Origin of the sequence: Trinickia sp. NRRL B-1857, assembly GCF_050470685.1 — a bacterium.
Classification (GTDB): Bacteria; Pseudomonadota; Gammaproteobacteria; order Burkholderiales; family Burkholderiaceae; genus Trinickia.
Genome location: NZ_JBFLUK010000011.1, coordinates 1,721,363 through 1,738,489, shown reverse-complemented (window position 1 = coordinate 1,738,489; position 17,127 = coordinate 1,721,363). Strand labels below are relative to the sequence as shown.

At 62.1% G+C, this 17,127-nt stretch carries 15 protein-coding genes; 5 read left to right on the top strand and 10 right to left on the bottom strand.

The features are described 5' to 3' along the window. Positions 1–22: 22 nt before the first annotated feature. The 9 genes from AB1286_RS28090 to AB1286_RS28050 form a co-directional block, all read right to left on the bottom strand. Positions 23–1,000, bottom strand: coding sequence for a type II secretion system F family protein (locus AB1286_RS28090; RefSeq protein ID WP_430366468.1), 978 nt, complete (start codon positions 998–1,000; stop codon positions 23–25). 15 nt (positions 1,001–1,015) lie between these two features. Next, a complete protein-coding gene (locus tag AB1286_RS28085; protein ID WP_430366467.1) occupies positions 1,016–2,389 on the bottom strand; it encodes a CpaF family protein in 1,374 nt (457 codons plus the stop codon). A 26-nt stretch (positions 2,390–2,415) separates the two neighbouring features. After that, the gene (locus AB1286_RS28080) at positions 2,416–3,624 is read right to left on the bottom strand and encodes an AAA family ATPase (protein WP_430366466.1); all 1,209 of its coding nucleotides are present in this window, start codon (positions 3,622–3,624) and stop codon (positions 2,416–2,418) included. A 54-nt stretch (positions 3,625–3,678) separates the two neighbouring features. Further along, entirely contained in the window at positions 3,679–3,978 is a 300-nt protein-coding gene (locus tag AB1286_RS28075) for a hypothetical protein (RefSeq protein ID WP_430366465.1), read from the bottom strand. A 38-nt stretch (positions 3,979–4,016) separates the two neighbouring features. Continuing rightward, positions 4,017–5,840 (bottom strand): type II and III secretion system protein family protein, encoded by a 1,824-nt coding sequence (locus tag AB1286_RS28070; RefSeq protein ID WP_430366464.1) that lies wholly within the window; start codon positions 5,838–5,840, stop codon positions 4,017–4,019. Positions 5,841–6,002: 162 nt separating this feature from the next. Next, a complete protein-coding gene (gene cpaB, locus AB1286_RS28065; RefSeq protein WP_430366463.1) occupies positions 6,003–6,830 on the bottom strand; it encodes a Flp pilus assembly protein CpaB in 828 nt (275 codons plus the stop codon). 476 nt (positions 6,831–7,306) lie between these two features. Then, the gene (locus AB1286_RS28060; protein WP_430366462.1) at positions 7,307–7,840 is read right to left on the bottom strand and encodes an A24 family peptidase; all 534 of its coding nucleotides are present in this window, start codon (positions 7,838–7,840) and stop codon (positions 7,307–7,309) included. Positions 7,841–7,992: 152 nt separating this feature from the next. Next, entirely contained in the window at positions 7,993–8,169 is a 177-nt protein-coding gene (locus tag AB1286_RS28055; protein WP_430366461.1) for a Flp family type IVb pilin, read from the bottom strand. Positions 8,170–8,241: 72 nt separating this feature from the next. Next, positions 8,242–8,418: a Flp family type IVb pilin gene (locus tag AB1286_RS28050; RefSeq protein ID WP_420823402.1), complete on the bottom strand. Its 177-nt coding sequence runs from the start codon at positions 8,416–8,418 to the stop codon at positions 8,242–8,244. A 1,016-nt stretch (positions 8,419–9,434) separates the two neighbouring features. Between AB1286_RS28050 and AB1286_RS28045 the strand changes: the two genes are divergently transcribed. From AB1286_RS28045 to AB1286_RS28035, 3 genes are all read left to right on the top strand, one after another. Continuing rightward, positions 9,435–10,877, top strand: a complete 1,443-nt coding sequence (locus AB1286_RS28045; RefSeq protein ID WP_430366460.1) for a sigma 54-interacting transcriptional regulator — start codon at positions 9,435–9,437, stop codon at positions 10,875–10,877. A gap of 129 nt (positions 10,878–11,006) precedes the next feature. After that, the gene (locus AB1286_RS28040; RefSeq protein ID WP_430366459.1) at positions 11,007–11,435 is read left to right on the top strand and encodes a DoxX family protein; all 429 of its coding nucleotides are present in this window, start codon (positions 11,007–11,009) and stop codon (positions 11,433–11,435) included. 91 nt (positions 11,436–11,526) lie between these two features. Further along, a complete protein-coding gene (locus AB1286_RS28035) occupies positions 11,527–11,799 on the top strand; it encodes a hypothetical protein (RefSeq protein ID WP_430366458.1) in 273 nt (90 codons plus the stop codon). Positions 11,800–11,869: 70 nt separating this feature from the next. Here AB1286_RS28035 and AB1286_RS28030 read toward each other — a convergent pair whose 3' ends face one another. Continuing rightward, the gene (locus AB1286_RS28030; RefSeq protein WP_430366457.1) at positions 11,870–13,315 is read right to left on the bottom strand and encodes an MFS transporter; all 1,446 of its coding nucleotides are present in this window, start codon (positions 13,313–13,315) and stop codon (positions 11,870–11,872) included. 682 nt (positions 13,316–13,997) lie between these two features. Here AB1286_RS28030 and AB1286_RS28025 point away from each other — a divergent pair. Continuing rightward, positions 13,998–15,641 (top strand): DUF2334 domain-containing protein, encoded by a 1,644-nt coding sequence (locus tag AB1286_RS28025; RefSeq protein WP_430366456.1) that lies wholly within the window; start codon positions 13,998–14,000, stop codon positions 15,639–15,641. Positions 15,642–15,813: 172 nt separating this feature from the next. Then, a complete protein-coding gene (gene wecB / locus AB1286_RS28020) occupies positions 15,814–17,028 on the top strand; it encodes a non-hydrolyzing UDP-N-acetylglucosamine 2-epimerase (RefSeq protein ID WP_430366455.1) in 1,215 nt (404 codons plus the stop codon). Positions 17,029–17,127: the final 99 nt, after the last annotated feature.

Below are 17,127 nucleotides of genomic sequence, written 5' to 3'. Positions count from 1 at the left end.
GAGAGTTCTGTGAATCCGGGCACTAGACACGAATCCGCACGATTTTGCGCATCCACAAAATTCCGATCGCCATCATGCCGAGGCAGATTCCGGCGAGCTTCTCGGCGGCGGTATCGGTCCAAAAAATCCGCATGAAGTGCGGGCTCAAAACGGAGAGCACGCCGATGACGACGAACGGCAGTAGCGCGAGAATCCAGGCCGATAGCCGGCCCTCGGCGGATAGCGCGCGGATCTTCCCGAAGAGCTTCAGTCGCTCGCGGATGATGAAACCGATGTTGCCGAGAATCTCCGCGAGGTTGCCGCCCGATTCGCGTTGGATCAGCACTGCGATGACGAAGTAGCGCAGATCGTCGATCGGTACGCGCTCGGTTAGGTTGTATAGGGCCTTGTTCATCGATACGCCGAAATTGATCTCGTCGAAGACGATCCGGAATTCGGTGCCGAGCGGATCGGAGAGCTCCTCTGCCAGCATGCCGAGCGCGCTGGCGAACGAGTGGCCGGCTCGCAATGCGCGCGCGATCAGATCCGCGGCGTCCGGCAATTGGCGCTCGAGCTGCTTTAGACGTTGGTTGCGTTTGCGCCGCACATAGAGCCAGGGCAGGGGCGCGAACGTGCAGGCGAGCGCGAGCTGAACGAGCAGCGACAGGTGCAGCAACATGCCGAGGACGAGACCGAAGGCGGCGCAACCGAGCGTGTAGCCGAGGAATCGGCCGACGGTCACGGACAGGCCGGCTTGTTTCAGCGTGTGATCGACCGCCTGCACGCCCGGCATGCCCGTCAGCACGCGCACGAGCCAGCGCGAGTCGCTCAGTTTGTGATCCTTCAGGATCGAGAGCGGCTGCGTACCGGCCTCGCCGTGCGCCGAACCGAGTGCGAGGCGCGCGGCGATCCGCCGTGCTTCGGGGCCATGACGACCGACCCAGAACAGGTACAGGCCTTCGATGCAAAGTACCGTCGCGAAGAAAAGCAGGACGGCGAAGCCGAGATACGTCGTATTCATGGCGCTCTCCTTGCCTCAGGCGTCGAAACGCCGTGACGGGTCGAACAGATCGTCCGGCAACGCCATGCCGAATGCCGCCAAGCGCTCGCAAAACTTGGGGCGTACACCGGTTGCGCAAAAGTAGCCGGTGATCTTGCCTTCCGCGTTCACGCCCGTACGCTTGAACGTATAGATCTCCTGCATGTTGACGATGTCGCCTTCCATGCCCGTGATTTCTTGCACGCTCATGAGGCGGCGCGTGCCGTCCGTCAGGCGCGAGGCTTGTATGACGACGTCGATCGCCGAGGAGATTTGCTGCCGCATCGCTTTGATCGGCAGCGAGAAGCCGGCCATCGCAACCATGTTCTCGAGACGCGTCAGCGCATCGCGCGGCGTATTCGCGTGCAGCGTCGCCATCGAGCCTTCGTGGCCGGTGTTCATCGCGTGCAGCATGTCGAGTGCCTCGGCACCGCGAACTTCGCCGAGCACGATGCGATCGGGGCGCATCCGCAACGCGTTGCGCACGAGCGCACGCTGCGGAATCTCGCCTTTGCCTTCGATGTTCGGCGGCCGGGTCTCCAAGCGCAGCACGTGCGGCTGGCGCAGTTGCAATTCGGCGGCGTCTTCGATGGTGACGATGCGCTCGTCCGCGGGAATGAAGCCGGACATCAAATTGAGCAACGTCGTCTTGCCGCTGCCCGTTCCGCCCGAAATCAAAATGTTCAGCTTGGCCTTGCTCATCGCTTCGAACATGCGCGCGATGGAGGGCGTGAACGTCCGGTTGCGAATCATGTCGTCGACCGTCAATGGGTTGACGGCGAAGCGACGAATGGAAACGAGCGGTCCATCGATCGCGGAGGGCGGGATGATCGCGTTCACGCGCGAGCCGTCGGGCAACCGCGCATCCACCATCGGCGTCGATTCGTCGATGTGGCGGCCCACGCGCGAAACGATGCGCTCGATGATCTTCATCAGGTGCGCGTCGTCGAAGAACGTGATGTCGGTCAATTCAAGCTTGCCGCGCCGCTCCACGTACACCTGCCGCCAGGTGTTCACGAGGATATCGCTGACGGTGGGATCGGCGAGCAGCGGCTCGAGCGGTCCCAGGCCGAACATTTCGTTGTGCACGTCTTGAGCGAGGCGCCGCCGTTCGGCCTCGTTCAGCGGAATCTTTTCCTCTTCGACGATGCGTTCCACGAGCTGGCCGAGTTCGCGCGTGATCTGTTCGGGCGTCAAGCGCTGCAACTTGTCCAATTCCACGAGTTCGATGATCGTGTGATGAACGTGCATCTTCAACTGCTGGTACGCTTGGCCCCCGCCTCGCGGTTCGCTTGTACCGGGTAAGTTGGAAGCGGCCGTGTCGAACGCAACGACACCGCTTTGCATCATCAATTGCTCACGCAAGGACATGGCTGTCTCCGCGATAGGTCATGGGTTCAGGATTCGGCTTTCAGCGCACGCAGGGGCGCGGCCGCCGGCTTGGAAGCGAACAGGCGGGAGAACATGCTCGTCGCCGTTTCAGTCTGCTGCGGCCACAGCAAGTCCGCCAAGGCGTCGATGCTTTTCGCGAGCGCGCTCGCTTTGGCCACTTCGAGCAGCGGCGCGCCTTGGTCGACCGCTTGGATCGCATGCTTGTCGTCACGAGGAAGCCGGTGCGCGATGCGCAGCCCGAGCGCTTGCTCGAGCGTGTCGATATCCACGGTTGCGCTCTTGTCGTATTCGTTGAGCAAGAGTCGAAGCTTGGTGCCCGGGTAACCGAGCTCGCGCAAAATGTCGACAAGCCGTCGGCCCGTATGCAGGTGCGGAATGCTTTGACGCAGGACGACGCCGATATCGCTGCTGCGATCGAGCGCGAGCATCGACACGGGATCGACGGATCGGCCGAGGTCGACGAGCACCGCGTCGTACCGCGGGATCACGAGCGAGAACAAGCGCTCGACCTGCGCCGGCCTAATGTCGGCCGCTTTGATCGGATCGCTCGCGCCTGCGAGCACATCCAGGTTCGGATGCACGTGCATGGCGCAGGTGTCGAAAAACGCGCCGTCGAGACGCTCGAATTGAGAGCACACGTCGACGAGCGTCGCTGCGGGTGGTTTATCCGCCAGCATTAAATGCGCGTCTCCGAACTGGCGGCTCAAATCGATCAGCAGCGTGCGCTTGCCGCGCTCGCGCGCCAGCGCGTAGGCCAGGTTGACCGTCACCAACGTGGTGCCGCTTCCGCCGCGAGGCGAAACGAACGACAGCATCCGGCTCTCGCGGCCCGTGCCTGCGGATTTCTTTTCGCCGATCAGCGACAACTCCGCGGCGAACGATGCTTCGTCGATCGGCCATGAGAGAACATGGCGCACGCCCGCGCGCATCGCCGCCACGAGCCACTCTTGCGAAAGCGACGGAGTGACGAGCAGGCAACTGAGCCTCGGTGCGCTGGCGGCGATCGCCTCGACGGCAGCCAGATCGCGCTGTGCCAGATGCAGGTCGTCGATGATGAGCAGGTCGGCTTTCTGCGCACTTTCTCGATATTCGCCAAGCCGCGAAGCACCGGCGCGGATCGTACGAAGACAATGGCCGGTGTTTTCCTGTGCGACGAGGGCGGCGATCCGGCCTGCGCGCTCCTCGTCCGACGAGATCAACAGAATGTCGAGCATGGGATTACCTCGTAATACCGCTGGGCGGCGTTGGGCGTATCGTGGCGGCGCGTATCAGTTGCTCGCGCCGCTGGAGCTGCCCACGCCGATCGTGAGAACGTTGACCGGCGGGGGCGGCGTGAGGAACGACTTGCCGTAGTTTTGCTGCGCGGCCGTCGCGGCGGTGCCGTCGACACCGATGACCGGGTCTTCGTTGGCCGCTGCGTTCGGATTGAGGGTCTGCATGGCCGCGACGGTGTGCATCGAGTTGCCGAAGGTGTGGTCCCACACCGGGGTGGAACTGAGGCAGCCGTTCAGGGCTGCGCAGCCGGCCGCGATGAGCGCGAGGCGAAGGGCGATGTGTTGGATCTTCATGTCGATCTCCGATGTTTTGGATCGTGTCTCGTCGGCCGTTAATGCGTGGCCGGTTGCGTTTGGTCTTCGGCGAGCTTGGCCGGCGCATCGGGCAGCGGCGTGGCCACCGGATCGGCCGTGGCAACGGGTTGCACGCTGGCGTCGGGCGCGGCCTTCGCGTCGGGCGAGGGGGCAGTGTCGGGCTGCGCGGCCGCGGCGGGCGTAGCGGGCGCCGACGGCGCGGGCAGGGCGCTGACGGGAGCCGCCGGTGCGCTCGGCGCGGGCGCCGGCGTGGCCGGTTTGGCGGGAGCGTGCCCTTCCATGTTGCCGGTCGCGTAGATGCCGCCTTCGCTGACTTGCCCGAAGTGGTCGGTCGGCAACGGATAGTTCGGCGGCAGCGGCTTCGCCAGGTGAGGCGTGACGACGAAGACGAGTTCGGTCTTATCGTTCTGGTAGTTCGTGCTGCGTGCGAGCGCGCCGAGGATCGGCAACTCGCCTACGCCCGGAATCGCTTTGATCGTGCCCGTGATGTTGTCCTTGAGCAGGCCGCCGATCGCGAAGCTTTGGCCGTCGTTGAGCTGCACCGTCGTCGAGGCGCGGCGGGTCGTGATCAGCGGCAAAATCGACGTATTGTTGCTGTTCGATGCCGTGACGGTTACGCCCGTGGGAGACAGCTCGGAGACTTCGGGTGCGACCTTCAGATTGATCCGCCCGTTTTCGAGCACCGTCGGCGTGAACACGAGGCCGATACCGAAGCGCTCTTCTTGCAGAATGATCGTCTGCGAGCCGTTGCTGTTATTGCTCTGCGGCACGGGAATGAACACTTTGCCGCCGGCGAGGAAGCTCGCTTCTTGGCCGCTGATGGCCATCAGCGTCGGTTGCGCGAGCATCTTGACGAGCTGATCGTCGTGCTCGGCGTCGAGCAGCAAGCTCAGCGGCTTGTTGTTGGATTTCGCGATCGTCAGCGCGCTCATGCCGCCCGAGAGGAAATCCGCCAGCAAGCCGACGTTCCAACTGCCGAACGCCCCTTGAAGGTTCGGCATCGCGCCGAGCTCGTTGATCAGGGTTTTCGACACCTCGGCGACCTTGACCTCGAGCATGACCTGTTGCGGCGCGGCGATATGCATCATGTCGATGATGTGCAGCGGCGTAGGGCCCGACGAGGTCGGGGCCGCCGCGGCCGCCGGTGCGGCGGAAGCCAACGCGGCGCCGTTGTGCCCTTGGGTCGCCAGCGGCGTCTGCGGACGCTGTGCGAACGCGTTGGCAATTTCGAGGATGCGTTGCGCCTTGACCGCGTCGGATACGATCCCCGTCAGCACGATCGTATCGGCGGCGGCTTGAACCTTGACGCCTGTTTCGCCGGGCATCAGTTGGGCGATGGCCTGCTGCAAGCCGCTCGTGTCCGCGCCCACGACGACGTCGATGATGCTGCACGAGCCGCTGCGTCCTTGCACGATCATGTTCGTCGAGCCGATGTCCGACCCGAGCAGGTACAACGTGCGCGGCGATACGAGCATCGCTTGCACGACGGACGGATTGCCGACGGTGCGTGCGCGTACAGGCTCGGGCAGCGCGACCATCGTCGATTTGCCGAGCGGAACGACGACGGAAGTGTGCATCGCCACATCGCCTACGCAATTCGGACCGTGCTCGGCGAACGGCATGGCGCGCGTCGCGGCTTGCGGCGCAGCGGCGGCAGCCGCTGCTGCTGCCGTTGCCGCGGCTACCGCCGGCTGCGCTTGTACGTGCGTCATCATGCTGAAGAACAGCGCGCCGGCGATGCCGCACATCCGCGTCTTCGAAAGGCGTACGCCGGAAACCGGATGAGGGCGAGCGCGGGTGTGCCGCGTTGCTCGGCTGAGGCGTTCGGATTGAGTCTTCATGTCGTTCCCCCGGTGATGCAATAAGTGATGCCAATTTCGCTTGCGGGCCGCATAGTTGTTCGGCGGCGCGTGCGTTATCGAGTCGTTACGGTCCTTCGTGCGGTCGCTGCTTGCTTGCGTTAGTCGTTTAGTTAGCAGCCCGAACGAACCTTCGGTCGGCGGTTAAAAGCATTCTTGCGTGTTGCTCGAGCCATCGATTACGTGAACGCAGTCGCGTGGCGCGGCTTCGTGATGCACGGCGACCTTGACGGGCGCCGGGCGGACGGGCGCCGGCGGTTGCGGCAGCTTGAGCAGCGAGGCGCGCGTTGCGCCGTCCGTATTCGGGTCTTGCGGATCGACTTGGTTGCGCAACACGAGCGACAGCGTGCCGATGCTGCGTGCGAGGTCGATCTTCTCGGCCTGGTCGGGCGTCACTTGGAGCGTGACGGCATCGACGACTTTCGGCTTCGTCTCGTCGCGGCCGGCTTCTTGCGCGACGGCCAGCACGAGGATGTGCTCGAGAACGATCTTCGAGATCTTTTGATCGTTCTGGACGCTCTGCACGTTCGACTCTTTCTGCGTGTTGACGATGATGTCGACGTAGTTGCCGGGCAGCGCGAAACCCGCGACGCCGATGACGTCGTTCACCCGGACGGTGATTGCGCGTTTGCCGGGATCGATGACGGCCGACAATCCTCCCGTCGAACCTTCCGGCGAGAGTTTCGCGTCCAAGATCGGCTCGCCGCGCATCGCGCTTTCCTTGAGCACGCGGCCGTCGACCTTGCCGATGTCGTGAAAGGCGCCCGGCGGAACGCTGCCCGACGGCCAGTCGATGGTTTTGATGAATTCGGGCGAGATGCGCTGCCCGAGGTCGATATCGGCGGTTGCCACGACCACTTTGGTCGTCGCGTTCGAGTTTTGCGCCATCATCCAACGCGATGCGAAGACGACGGCGGTCAATCCGGCCGCAGCGGCAATCAGAAGCATCATCAATGCGCGAAGGTTTTTCATGTCGTTCACCTATCGGTTGCTTGTCAGCGCGAGCGGCATTCGAAGTTGCCGGAGTAGCGCGTCGAGGCGGCGTGTATCAAGCGTTTTCCCGTGCGGCGTCGCCGCGTCGTTTAAGCATCAAAGCTCGGGGGAGTCATGCAACGAGGCGTTGGCCCGCGTCGCTCGCACGTACGATTCGTACGCGCTTCGTTTGGCGTGACCGCGCGAGGCGGTTCGTTTGACGTTCTTGCTCATTGCACTTCCCCCGAATAAGCTCGCCTCTCGGCGTGCGATAGACCGGACAACTGCTCTCGCACGTCTTTGCCTGCGTGAGCCGCTGCCCTTACGCGTCCGCGTTTTCCTCCCGCACGCGGCTTCTCGTTTTTCAATGTCGTCTCGGCTTCTCGACCGGCGCACCCGCGCTCGGCTCGGCTTCGATCGACCCTCCCGGCCCCCGTTTAATCGAATCTCGCTACCTCGTTTTCTCTCAGGCTCAGCTACGCATTCGCGGCGATCGCGATCACGGAACCGATCGCAATCGCGATGCCGTACGGGAGCGAACCGACCGCTGACCCGAGGGCATGCTTCCTTTCGGCCGGATCCGGCGTATCGTCGGCCGACATCGTGATCAGTATCGACATCGCGCTTGCCACGCCTTTGCGCAACCGGCGCTTTTGCAGCAGCGCGACGAACGAGATCGCTCCGCCCACCACCGTTGCCGCCAACACGGCCTCGAGCGCGCCCCGCGGTCCCATCAGCGCGCCGACTGCGGCCATCAGCTTGACGTCGCCGGCGCCGAGCATGCGAATCAGATACCCGGGCATGAAGAGCAAGCCGCCGGTCAACGCGCCGGTTAGCCACCAGATCGGACCGATCGGCAACCCGTTGGCGACGATCTCGATCGGTAGCGCCAGGACCAAGGCCGTTCCCACGAGCCAGTTCGGGATACGGCGTGCGTGCAGGTCGTACGACATGGCCACCACGACGAGCGCCACGACGCATGGGCCGGTAGGAAAGAGGACGGTATTCATTGCATTCCCCGTTCGTCGCAATGACGCTTATGAATTCGATAGGGCGCTTCGCAACCTGTCGCCTTCCGGTGCCGCCGCGACGCACTTGAGGCGGGCGAGGGCATGGCGTTCGGCACATGAGGCGAAGCGCTGGGTCCCTTTCAGGACCGGCTTCAAGGCGCGGCGATGGCGCCCAGCGCCGTGCTGACGTACCCGTACACCGTATTCAGATTGGTACCGATCAGCCCGACCGTTACAACGATCGCCACTGCGATCAGACCGGCGAGCAGACCGTATTCGATTGCCGCCGCCCCTTCTTCTTGGCGCAAGAACTGCCGAAGCTTGTTCATGCTTCCCCCCTGATGGTTGAAATCTCGCAGAATCTCGAGCGCGACGAGGCGCTCGAGATCGTCGCCGCGCGATCAGGGGGCTTTCACGCCGGACAAAGCGGTCTGGACGTAGCCGAAAACGGTATTCAAATTCGTGCCGATCAGCGTGACCGTCGTGATGATCGCGACCGAGATCAGACCCGCCAGCAGACCGTATTCGATAGCGGCCGCACCGTCTTCTTCGCGCAAGAAACGTTGAAACTTGCTCATAATTGCCCCCGATGGAGAGGTTGAAATCAACCAAAAACGCCGCGGCCGTTCATAAATGACCGCGACATACTTAGTCGCCCTAAGGACGACGACCTAGACGGGGCACCTCGCTCGTATGTCCGCATCGCTCGCATAGCGGCGCGACGGCCTCGTCGTTTCCCCGGCGCTTAGCCGGCGCACTATGTCGCCGGCTCTTTGCCGAAGTTCGTTGCCGCAATCCGGTGAGGCGTCTGCAATTGCGGCGAATTCGATTGCGAGGGCAATAAGGCAATGGGTATGCCATCGGGCTGCAAACCGTTGCGGGTCAAGGAACGTCGCAACGCGTTGCGCGCTTTTTGGCGGCTTTGGAAAGGGGGATGTTTCGTTACTGAAACATTGCGACTGACGATAACGCTTTGATTCCGGCGATATCGCACGGACGTTCGCCCGTGCGATAAGGATTGCCGCGGTGCAGCGAATGCGTTGTCGGAGGCAGCGGCCCGTAATTGCCGGGGCTATCCAATCTGAGGAATAGACACGCGCGACCTTGTGAAAAACGCCTACGTCGGGGATGTGTCATCGGTGAGACGATACCTTTTGGACGCGCGGTAAGCCTAGAGTCGGGCGCTGTCGTCGCGGAAATGATCGCTCGCCAACAGATAACGGTAAGAACTACTGCGACTCCGTATTCGGCCCGATGGCGTTTTTTCCTATAGTAATTCGTAAGGTTCAGGGCTATGTTGCATTGCATAACGAAATACAGCACGGGACGCAACGAACCCGACGCTTTGAGAGATTCCGAGGTGGGGGTGTGCAATTCGGTACGACGATTCGGCCGAGGCAACCGAGCGTCGTATTTGATGCATATCAATGCGTGATGGCTGGCAACGCTGCATGAGACGGCGTGCCGACGCGATTTCAATCGGGTGACTGAGGCGTGCGTAGCGCCGCAAAAACACTGACGGAAATCAAAAATGGCTTCGATTCGCCGAGATAGTCTGGCTGAGGAAACTCGCGTATCGATACGGGGGCAATACATGAGTACTGGTTTTCATCCGCTGCGCGCGGAACGCACTGTTCTTCTGGTTTCGCTTAAGCCGGACCCGGAGACTGTCGATTGGCTGGTGTCGACGGGGTGGAACGTTGTCCACGCGAAGACACCGCAGCAAGTGCAGCGGACCGTCGAACGCGGCGCGATCCATGTCGGCCTCGTTCAATTGCCGGCCGAGTGCAGCTCGCAGCAACTGGCCGAACTCGAGTCGTGCATTGCTGATACGGATGTGGCTTGGATCGCCGAGGTGCGTCCGGGACAAGCCGAAGATCCCCCAGTCCGCCGCTTCATTCTCGATTTCTGCTTCGATTTCGTGACCTTGCCCTGCCATGACGAACGGTTGACCATCTTGATGGGGCATGCCGACGGCTTGTGGTCGTTGCGCGATACCGCCAGCCGCGCGAAGCCGCTAGCGGTGAATAGCACGATGATCGGGCAATGCGAGGCCATGCAGCAACTGAACCGCGGCGTGGACAAGTGCGCGCGTAACGAAGCGCCCGTTTTTATCGCGGGCGAATCGGGCACGGGCAAGGAATTGACGGCGCGGGCCATTCACGATCGCTCCTCTCGCACGAAAACACCGTTTGTCGCGATCAATTGCGCGGCCATCCCGCCTTCTCTGTTGCAATCGGAATTGTTCGGCCATGAGCGCGGCGCGTTCACGGGGGCCTTGCAAAAGAAGATCGGTCGTATCGAAGCGGCCGACGGCGGCACGCTGTTTCTCGACGAGATCGGCGACATGCCGCACGAATGTCAGGCCGTTCTCTTGCGATTCTTGCAGGAAGGCACGATCGAGCGGCTCGGCGGCTCCGGACCGATCAAAGTCAATGTACGTATCGTCTCCGCCACGCACGTCGATTTGATGGCGGCGATCGAAACGGGCCGGTTCCGGATGGACCTTTTCCATCGGTTGTGCGTCTTGCGTCTCGACGAGCCGCCGTTGCGCCAGCGCGGCGGCGATATCAAGCTGCTCGCTCAGCATGCGCTCGAACTCTATCGCCGCGACGGCGCACGAAAGATCCGCGGATTCTCGAGCGATGCGATTTCGGCGATGTTCAACTATTGCTGGCCCGGGAACGTGCGCGAACTGATCAATTGCGTGCGCCGCGCCGTGGTGATGGCCGAGGGGCGCTTCATCACGGCGTCGGATTTAGGCCTGCCGGGCATGGAATCGAAAGCCGGCCGTACGCTGGCCGAGATCCGCTGCGATGCCGAGCGCGCGGCCGTTCGCGATGCGCTCGCGCGCCACGCCTACAGTCTTTCGAGTGCCGCGATCGAACTCGGCATTTCTCGCGCCACGCTATATCGGCTCCTCAACTCGAGCGGGCTGCGCGACGAATCCCCTTCGCAGCGTCATCCGCGTGCCGCTCCGGAGTGCGAGCGCTCGGGCAATGCAAGCCGGCAGGGCATGGAGCAAATCGCCCCCTAGCGCGCTCGCCGGTTAAGGGCCGAGCACATCGGCGCTTGGAAATCCGGGCCGTAGCGCATATCCTGACCTTCGACGTCCGCGCGCGTTCATCGCGCGCTGTCTTTTTTATGGACTAGGAGGTTCGGATTCATGACGCGTGCCGCTGATTCGGGAATCATTCTCATTGCACGTTTGGCGCTCTCGGTGTTGTTTCTATGGTCGGGCGTGATGAAAGTGCTCGGCTACGGCGCGTTTGTCGGCTACCTGCAAGCGAAGGGCGTACCGTTCGTGCAAATCGCGGCAGCGATCGCAACCGCCGTGGAAGTGATCGGCGGTCTCATGCTGATCGTCGGTTTTCTGATTCGTCCGCTCGGGCTCGTCATGGCCGTTTATACCGTCGCCACCGCCGTGATGGGCCACGATTTCTGGAATGTGACGAGTGCCGCGCTCGAGCACGATATGGTCATCCATTTTTGGAAAAACATCGGCATCGCCGGCGGGTTTTTGCTGCTCATGGTGACTGGGGCCGGCGGTGCGAGCATCGACGCCGCGCGCACCCCGAGACGGCCGTCGCTCTAGGCGCCAGACGATTCGCGACTCGCCCCGTCGATATCGCGCACGATCCTTGCTTGCCGATGTCAGGTGTTTGTGCGTGAAGGAGGGCCCGCGGATGATTCAGAGCTTCGAGCAGCAGATCGACGGACGTGCGATGCACTTTTGCGCGAGCCTGGGCGAGGGAGAGTCCAAGCATCGCGTCATCATCAGCCGTGACGATTCGGCCGAAACCCTAGTGATCTTCGATGCGTCCGGACTAATCGGTTCGTTGAAGGCGGAGATGGCCGCGCCCGAGCAACTGATCTCGGATGCTATACGCAAGGCGTTAGACGAAGGCCTTATCGAACGCGCCCTTGATACCGGCGCTATCCAAAACGCGACACTGTAGCGGTTGCATTCGCGAAACAGGGCGAGCGTCGCGCCGCTTCCGCGGCGCTCGCGTTGCCCCTCGAGCCCGACTATCGGCCCGAACTCTCCCGCTGCGCCTCGTTATCGGTGCTTGAGCGCGCGTGTGCCGTGGGATGGACGAAGCTCGCAAGCCCGAGCCCTGCGACGAGCAACCCTGCCGCCACGGCCGCCGATATCCTCGTACCCGAGACCACGGACGCCGCACCGGCGCCGCTCGCCAGTGCCCCGAACGCAGCCACCCCGACCGCGCCGCCGGCTTGACGCGCGGTGTTGAGCAGTGCGGAGGCGGTGCCGGATCGCTTGTGTTCGACCGATGCGAGCACGGCCGTCGTCATTGCGGGCACGGCAAGGCCCATGCCGGCCGGGATCAATAGAAACGGTACGAGCAGCGCAAGCAGTGGCGTATTCGCTTGCGTGAAGTGCAACAACGCGTAGCCGAGCGCACCGACGAGCGCGCCGATCATCATCGGCCGGCGCGGGCCATAGCGCGCCACCACCCAGCCGCTGGCGATGTTGGATATCAAGAACCCCCCGGTAAGCGGCAAGAAGGCGAGTCCGGCTTGCAGCGGCGTCTCGGCGCGCACGCGTTGCAAGAACAGGCTCAGCACGAATACGGTGCCGTAATAGGCCATGTTCACGCAGACGCCGAAGGCTACCGCCGCGCTAAACGTCTTGTCGCGTAGCAGCGAGAGCGGCACCATCGGCGCCCGGCTACGCGCCTCCACCGCCACGAACGCGAGTGCCGCGAGCACCGAGGCGATGAGCGCGCCGACGATCAAGGGGTGACTCGGGCCGAGGGGGCGCATCTCGATGACCGCGCCTGTGAATGCGGTCAGCGCGATGACTGCGATGGACTGCCCGGGCAAATCGATGCCGACCGGCGTGCGGGGCATGTGAGCTTGGTCGTCGCGACGGGGAATCCACGCGTACGTGGCGACGAGTCCCGCCAGGCAGATCGGCACGTTGACCAAGAAGATGCTGCGCCAGCCCCAATTTGCAATCAGGATGCCGCCGAGCACTGGCCCCGCCGCGATGGATATGGCGCCGGAAGCGGTCCACAAACCGACGGCGCGCGCCCGTAAATGCGGATCGTGGCGGGATGCGCGATTGAGCAGCGCGAGGGAATTGGGCAGCATCGCCGCGGCGCTGATGCCTTGTATGGCGCGCGCCGCGACGAGCGCGCTCGCGTTGGGCGCGATTCCGCAGCCCAGCGAGGCGACGGCAAACAGGGCGAGGCCGGCCGCGAACAACCTTCGCGCTCCGAAGCGATCGCCCAGCACGCCGGCCGACAGCATCAATACCGCGAACGCAAGCGTGTAGGCATCGACGATCCACTGTAGGACGGAGACCTGCGCGTGCAATTGCGCGCCGATGCTCGGCAGCGCGATATTGACGATGGTGACGTCGAGTTGCGTGACGACGAATGCGGCGCTAACGGTCGCAAGCACGCGCGCGACAGTGGGTGAAAAAGGGGCGGGGGCATGGTTTGAGTTCATGCCGACGATGCTAGCAGCATGTCGGCGCCGACGTTTCGTGGTACGACGAAATATCGATGTCGAGTTTCGCGGCGCAATATCGACGAATTAAGAATAAGAAATTATCAACATATCAACTGCGCTATCACGGATGCCGAACGATACAGTGTGCGCCACCTGACACTTTCATACTTTTTGAGCGCGCGAGAACTCGCTTAACCGTGCATGCTGATAACGCAGGGTAACGAGTCATGCGCGAACCCCCTTCGCCTTGTCCGTCCCGTGCTGATCAAACTTGAGAAAGCCCTCGCGATGTTCCCCCGAGCATCGCGACGGTACTGCACGTCCAAAACCCGTTCGCCGCCGAGGCCGCGCGCGGACGAACAAGAAGGAGCCGGCTATGCCCGTCCGCCATATTGAACACCGCCCTCGCAAAGTCACGCCGATTGCAATGGGCCTCGCTTTATCGATTGCGCTTTGCGGCGCTTTATCCATGCATGCAGCCAAGGCACAAACCGCAAATCCCGCATCGAGTTACAAGGTGCCGCCTCGGCCGATCCTTTCCGGGAACGTGAAAGTTCAGCCTGGCATGTCGAAAAAAGATTGGAACGACGCTTATAAAGAAACGGGTCGTCCCAAGTTTCAACTGAATACCGTCAAACGCGTCGGCGGCACGGTCGAGCGCGACTAGGGGAGACCGGACATGAAAAAGATCATCCTGATCGTCGCGCTGTTGATGGGATTCGCGCAACTAGCGATGCCCGGCATCGCTCGCGCGCAAGCCACGACCGCGAGTACGCTGATTCTCTACGACAATCCGCAAAACGACCCGTATTCCAAGCTCGGCCTGATGTACGCGATCATGCTGCGCAACTTGCTCGGACACTTCAATACCACGGTGACGATCGAGCCCGTGCAGAACTACACCGCGGGCCAGATTAATGCGACCACGGCGACGTTCTATATCGGCGACTACTACAACAATCCGTTGCCCACCGCGTTCATGAGCGACGTCATGACCGCGAAAAATACCGTGGTCTGGTTCAAGTACAACCTATGGGAAGTGGCTTGGAATTCCGCCTATACGTTCACGCAAACGTACGGCATCAACTTCCTCGGTTTGGCAGGGCTCAACGCACAGCCGTCGTCCAGCAACCCCAATCCGGGTTTCTACGATACGGTCTCCTACAAGAACATGTCGATGGTGAAGTACTACGCGTACGACGCTTCGACGGGTACCGTCAGCGCCGATCCCGACATGGGCCTCACCTCGGTGGCCAATGCCGCGTTGGCGCAATCGCTCGTGACGATCACGAACAGCAAGACGGGCGCAACGGCACCTTACGTGATGAGATCGGGCAACTTCTGGTATTTCGCCGACATGCCGTTCTCGTACATCGGCCCGACCGATCGGTATCTCGTGATTTGCGACATGCTGCACGACATCCTCAATACGGGCGCGCCGGTCAATCATCGCGCGCTGGTGCGGTTGGAGGATCTCGACGCTTATACCACGACGAGTTCGATGCAGCAGCTGACCAACTATCTCTACAGCTTGAAGATCCCGTTCACGATGGCGACGATCCCGGTCTACACGGATCCGAACGGGTACTACAACGGCGGCGTGCCTGAGACGATTCACCTTGCGCAAGCCACCGGATTGAAATCGGCCCTCAACTATGCAATCGCACGAGGCGGCTCGATCGTCATGCACGGAGAAACGCACCAATACGATTCGACGCCGAACGTCCAGAACGCCGTGTCGGGCAACGACTACGAGTTCTGGTACATGGTGCAGAACCGGCCGGTGGATGAAGACTCCGAGCAGTGGGCGGCAGGGCGGATGCAAGATGGCTTGGCCGAGTTCACTAACAGTGGCTATAAGGTAGCCGGCTGGGGTGCTCCGCAATACCAGATGTCACCGCTTGCCTCGCAAGCAGCGGCAGCGGAATTCTCTACGTCGTTTCAGCGGGCGGTCTACTACACCGCGACGGATCCGCAAATCGGCACGGGCGCGGCCAATCAGGATTTCTCGGCGGGTCAATTCTTCCCGTACATCATCAATCAGGATTACTACGGCGAGCGGATCGTCCCCGAAAACCTCGGCAGCATCCAGTACAACATCTGCAATGTCGATCCGTTCTCGTGCGTGGCGTACACCTGGCAGCAAGTATTGACGAACGCACAGTACGCGCTCGTCGTGCGCGACGGGTTCGCTTCGTTCTTCTTCCATCCGTATTGGCTGGAGCCCAGCTTGAAAGTGCCCGCAATGAGCGACTTCAAGAGCCTCGTTTCCGGCATCACGAAGCTTGGATACAAGTGGGCGGACGGCACGACGGCCAAGTAACCGGAGGATTTGACGTCGATCAAGAGCGCGTCCGAGGCGACGCGCTCGCGCTGCCCCTATGCGGTAGCTCCCACAGACATTGCCATGGCCGATCTTTTACTGTCGGGTTGCAAGCGAATTGCAAGCAAACGGCGCCGGCGGGGATCGGCATAGCCAAATCAGCGGGGAAAAAATGAAGAAGGTTTTAACGGTATTCGGTACGCGGCCCGAAGCAATCAAAATGGCGCCGCTCGTCAAAGCGCTGGCCGACGAGCCGGACATCGACGCGAAGGTGTGCGTCACCGCACAGCATCGGCAAATGCTCGATCAAGTGCTGGAGCTGTTCGATATCGTGCCCGATTACGATCTCGATTTGATGCGCGAGGGCCAGACGCTCGGCGATCTGACTTCGGGCATTTTGCAGTCGATCGGCAAGGTCTACGACGATTGGCAGCCCGACGCCGTTCTCGTGCACGGCGACACGACCACGACGCTTGCCGCAAGCCTTGCGGCGTTCTATCGCTACATCCCGGTGGGTCACGTGGAAGCGGGGCTTCGCACCGGAAACATTTGGTCGCCATGGCCGGAAGAGTTGAATCGGCGCGTGACGGACGCCGTTTCCTCTTGGCTCTTCGCCCCGACCGAGCAAGCCAAACACAACTTGTTCAGTGAAGGGGCGCCGGCTTCGCAGGTCATTCTCACGGGCAATACGGTGATCGACGCGCTGCTTCAAGTGAAGCGCAGGCTCGATGAAGACACCGCGCTCGCCGATTCGATTGCCGCGCGCTATCCGTTTCTCGATCCTTCGCGCCGTTTGATTCTAGTGACCGGACATCGCCGAGAAAGCTTCGGCGATCCGTTCAAGCAGTTTTGCGAGGCGCTGCGGCAAATCGCGCTCAAGTACGACGACGTGCAGCTCGTTTATCCCGTGCATCTGAATCCGAACGTGCGCACGCCGGTCAACGCGGTACTGCGCGACGAGCCGAACGTGCATTTGATCGATCCGCAAGACTACTTGCCGTTCGTCTATTTGATGTCGAAGGCGCACTTGATCATTACCGATTCGGGCGGCATTCAAGAGGAAGCGCCGGCGCTCGGCAAGCCGGTTCTCGTCACTCGCGAGACGACCGAGCGTCCCGAAGCGGTGCGTGCCGGTACCGCTCGGCTCGTGGGCACGCATACCGAGCGCATCGTCTTCGAAGTGGGCCGCTTGCTGGACGATCGGAGTCAATACGTCGCGATGGCTCATGCCACGAACCCGTATGGCGATGGGCATGCGAGCGAGCGCATTGTCGATTCGCTATTGACGGTGCCGGCCACGTTCTCGTCGCTGACCCAGTCCGTCGGGCAAGCGCTGCCGCTACACAATGCGATCGCTTCGGGATTGCAAGCGCTGCGTTCCGCTTGAGCGTTGGAGCAATTCGCTATTCGACTGTGTAATCAGTGTGGGGCGACGCACGGTATCAGGCCGGTATTCGACGCACGATATTCGTGTGGTAAGTGAAAG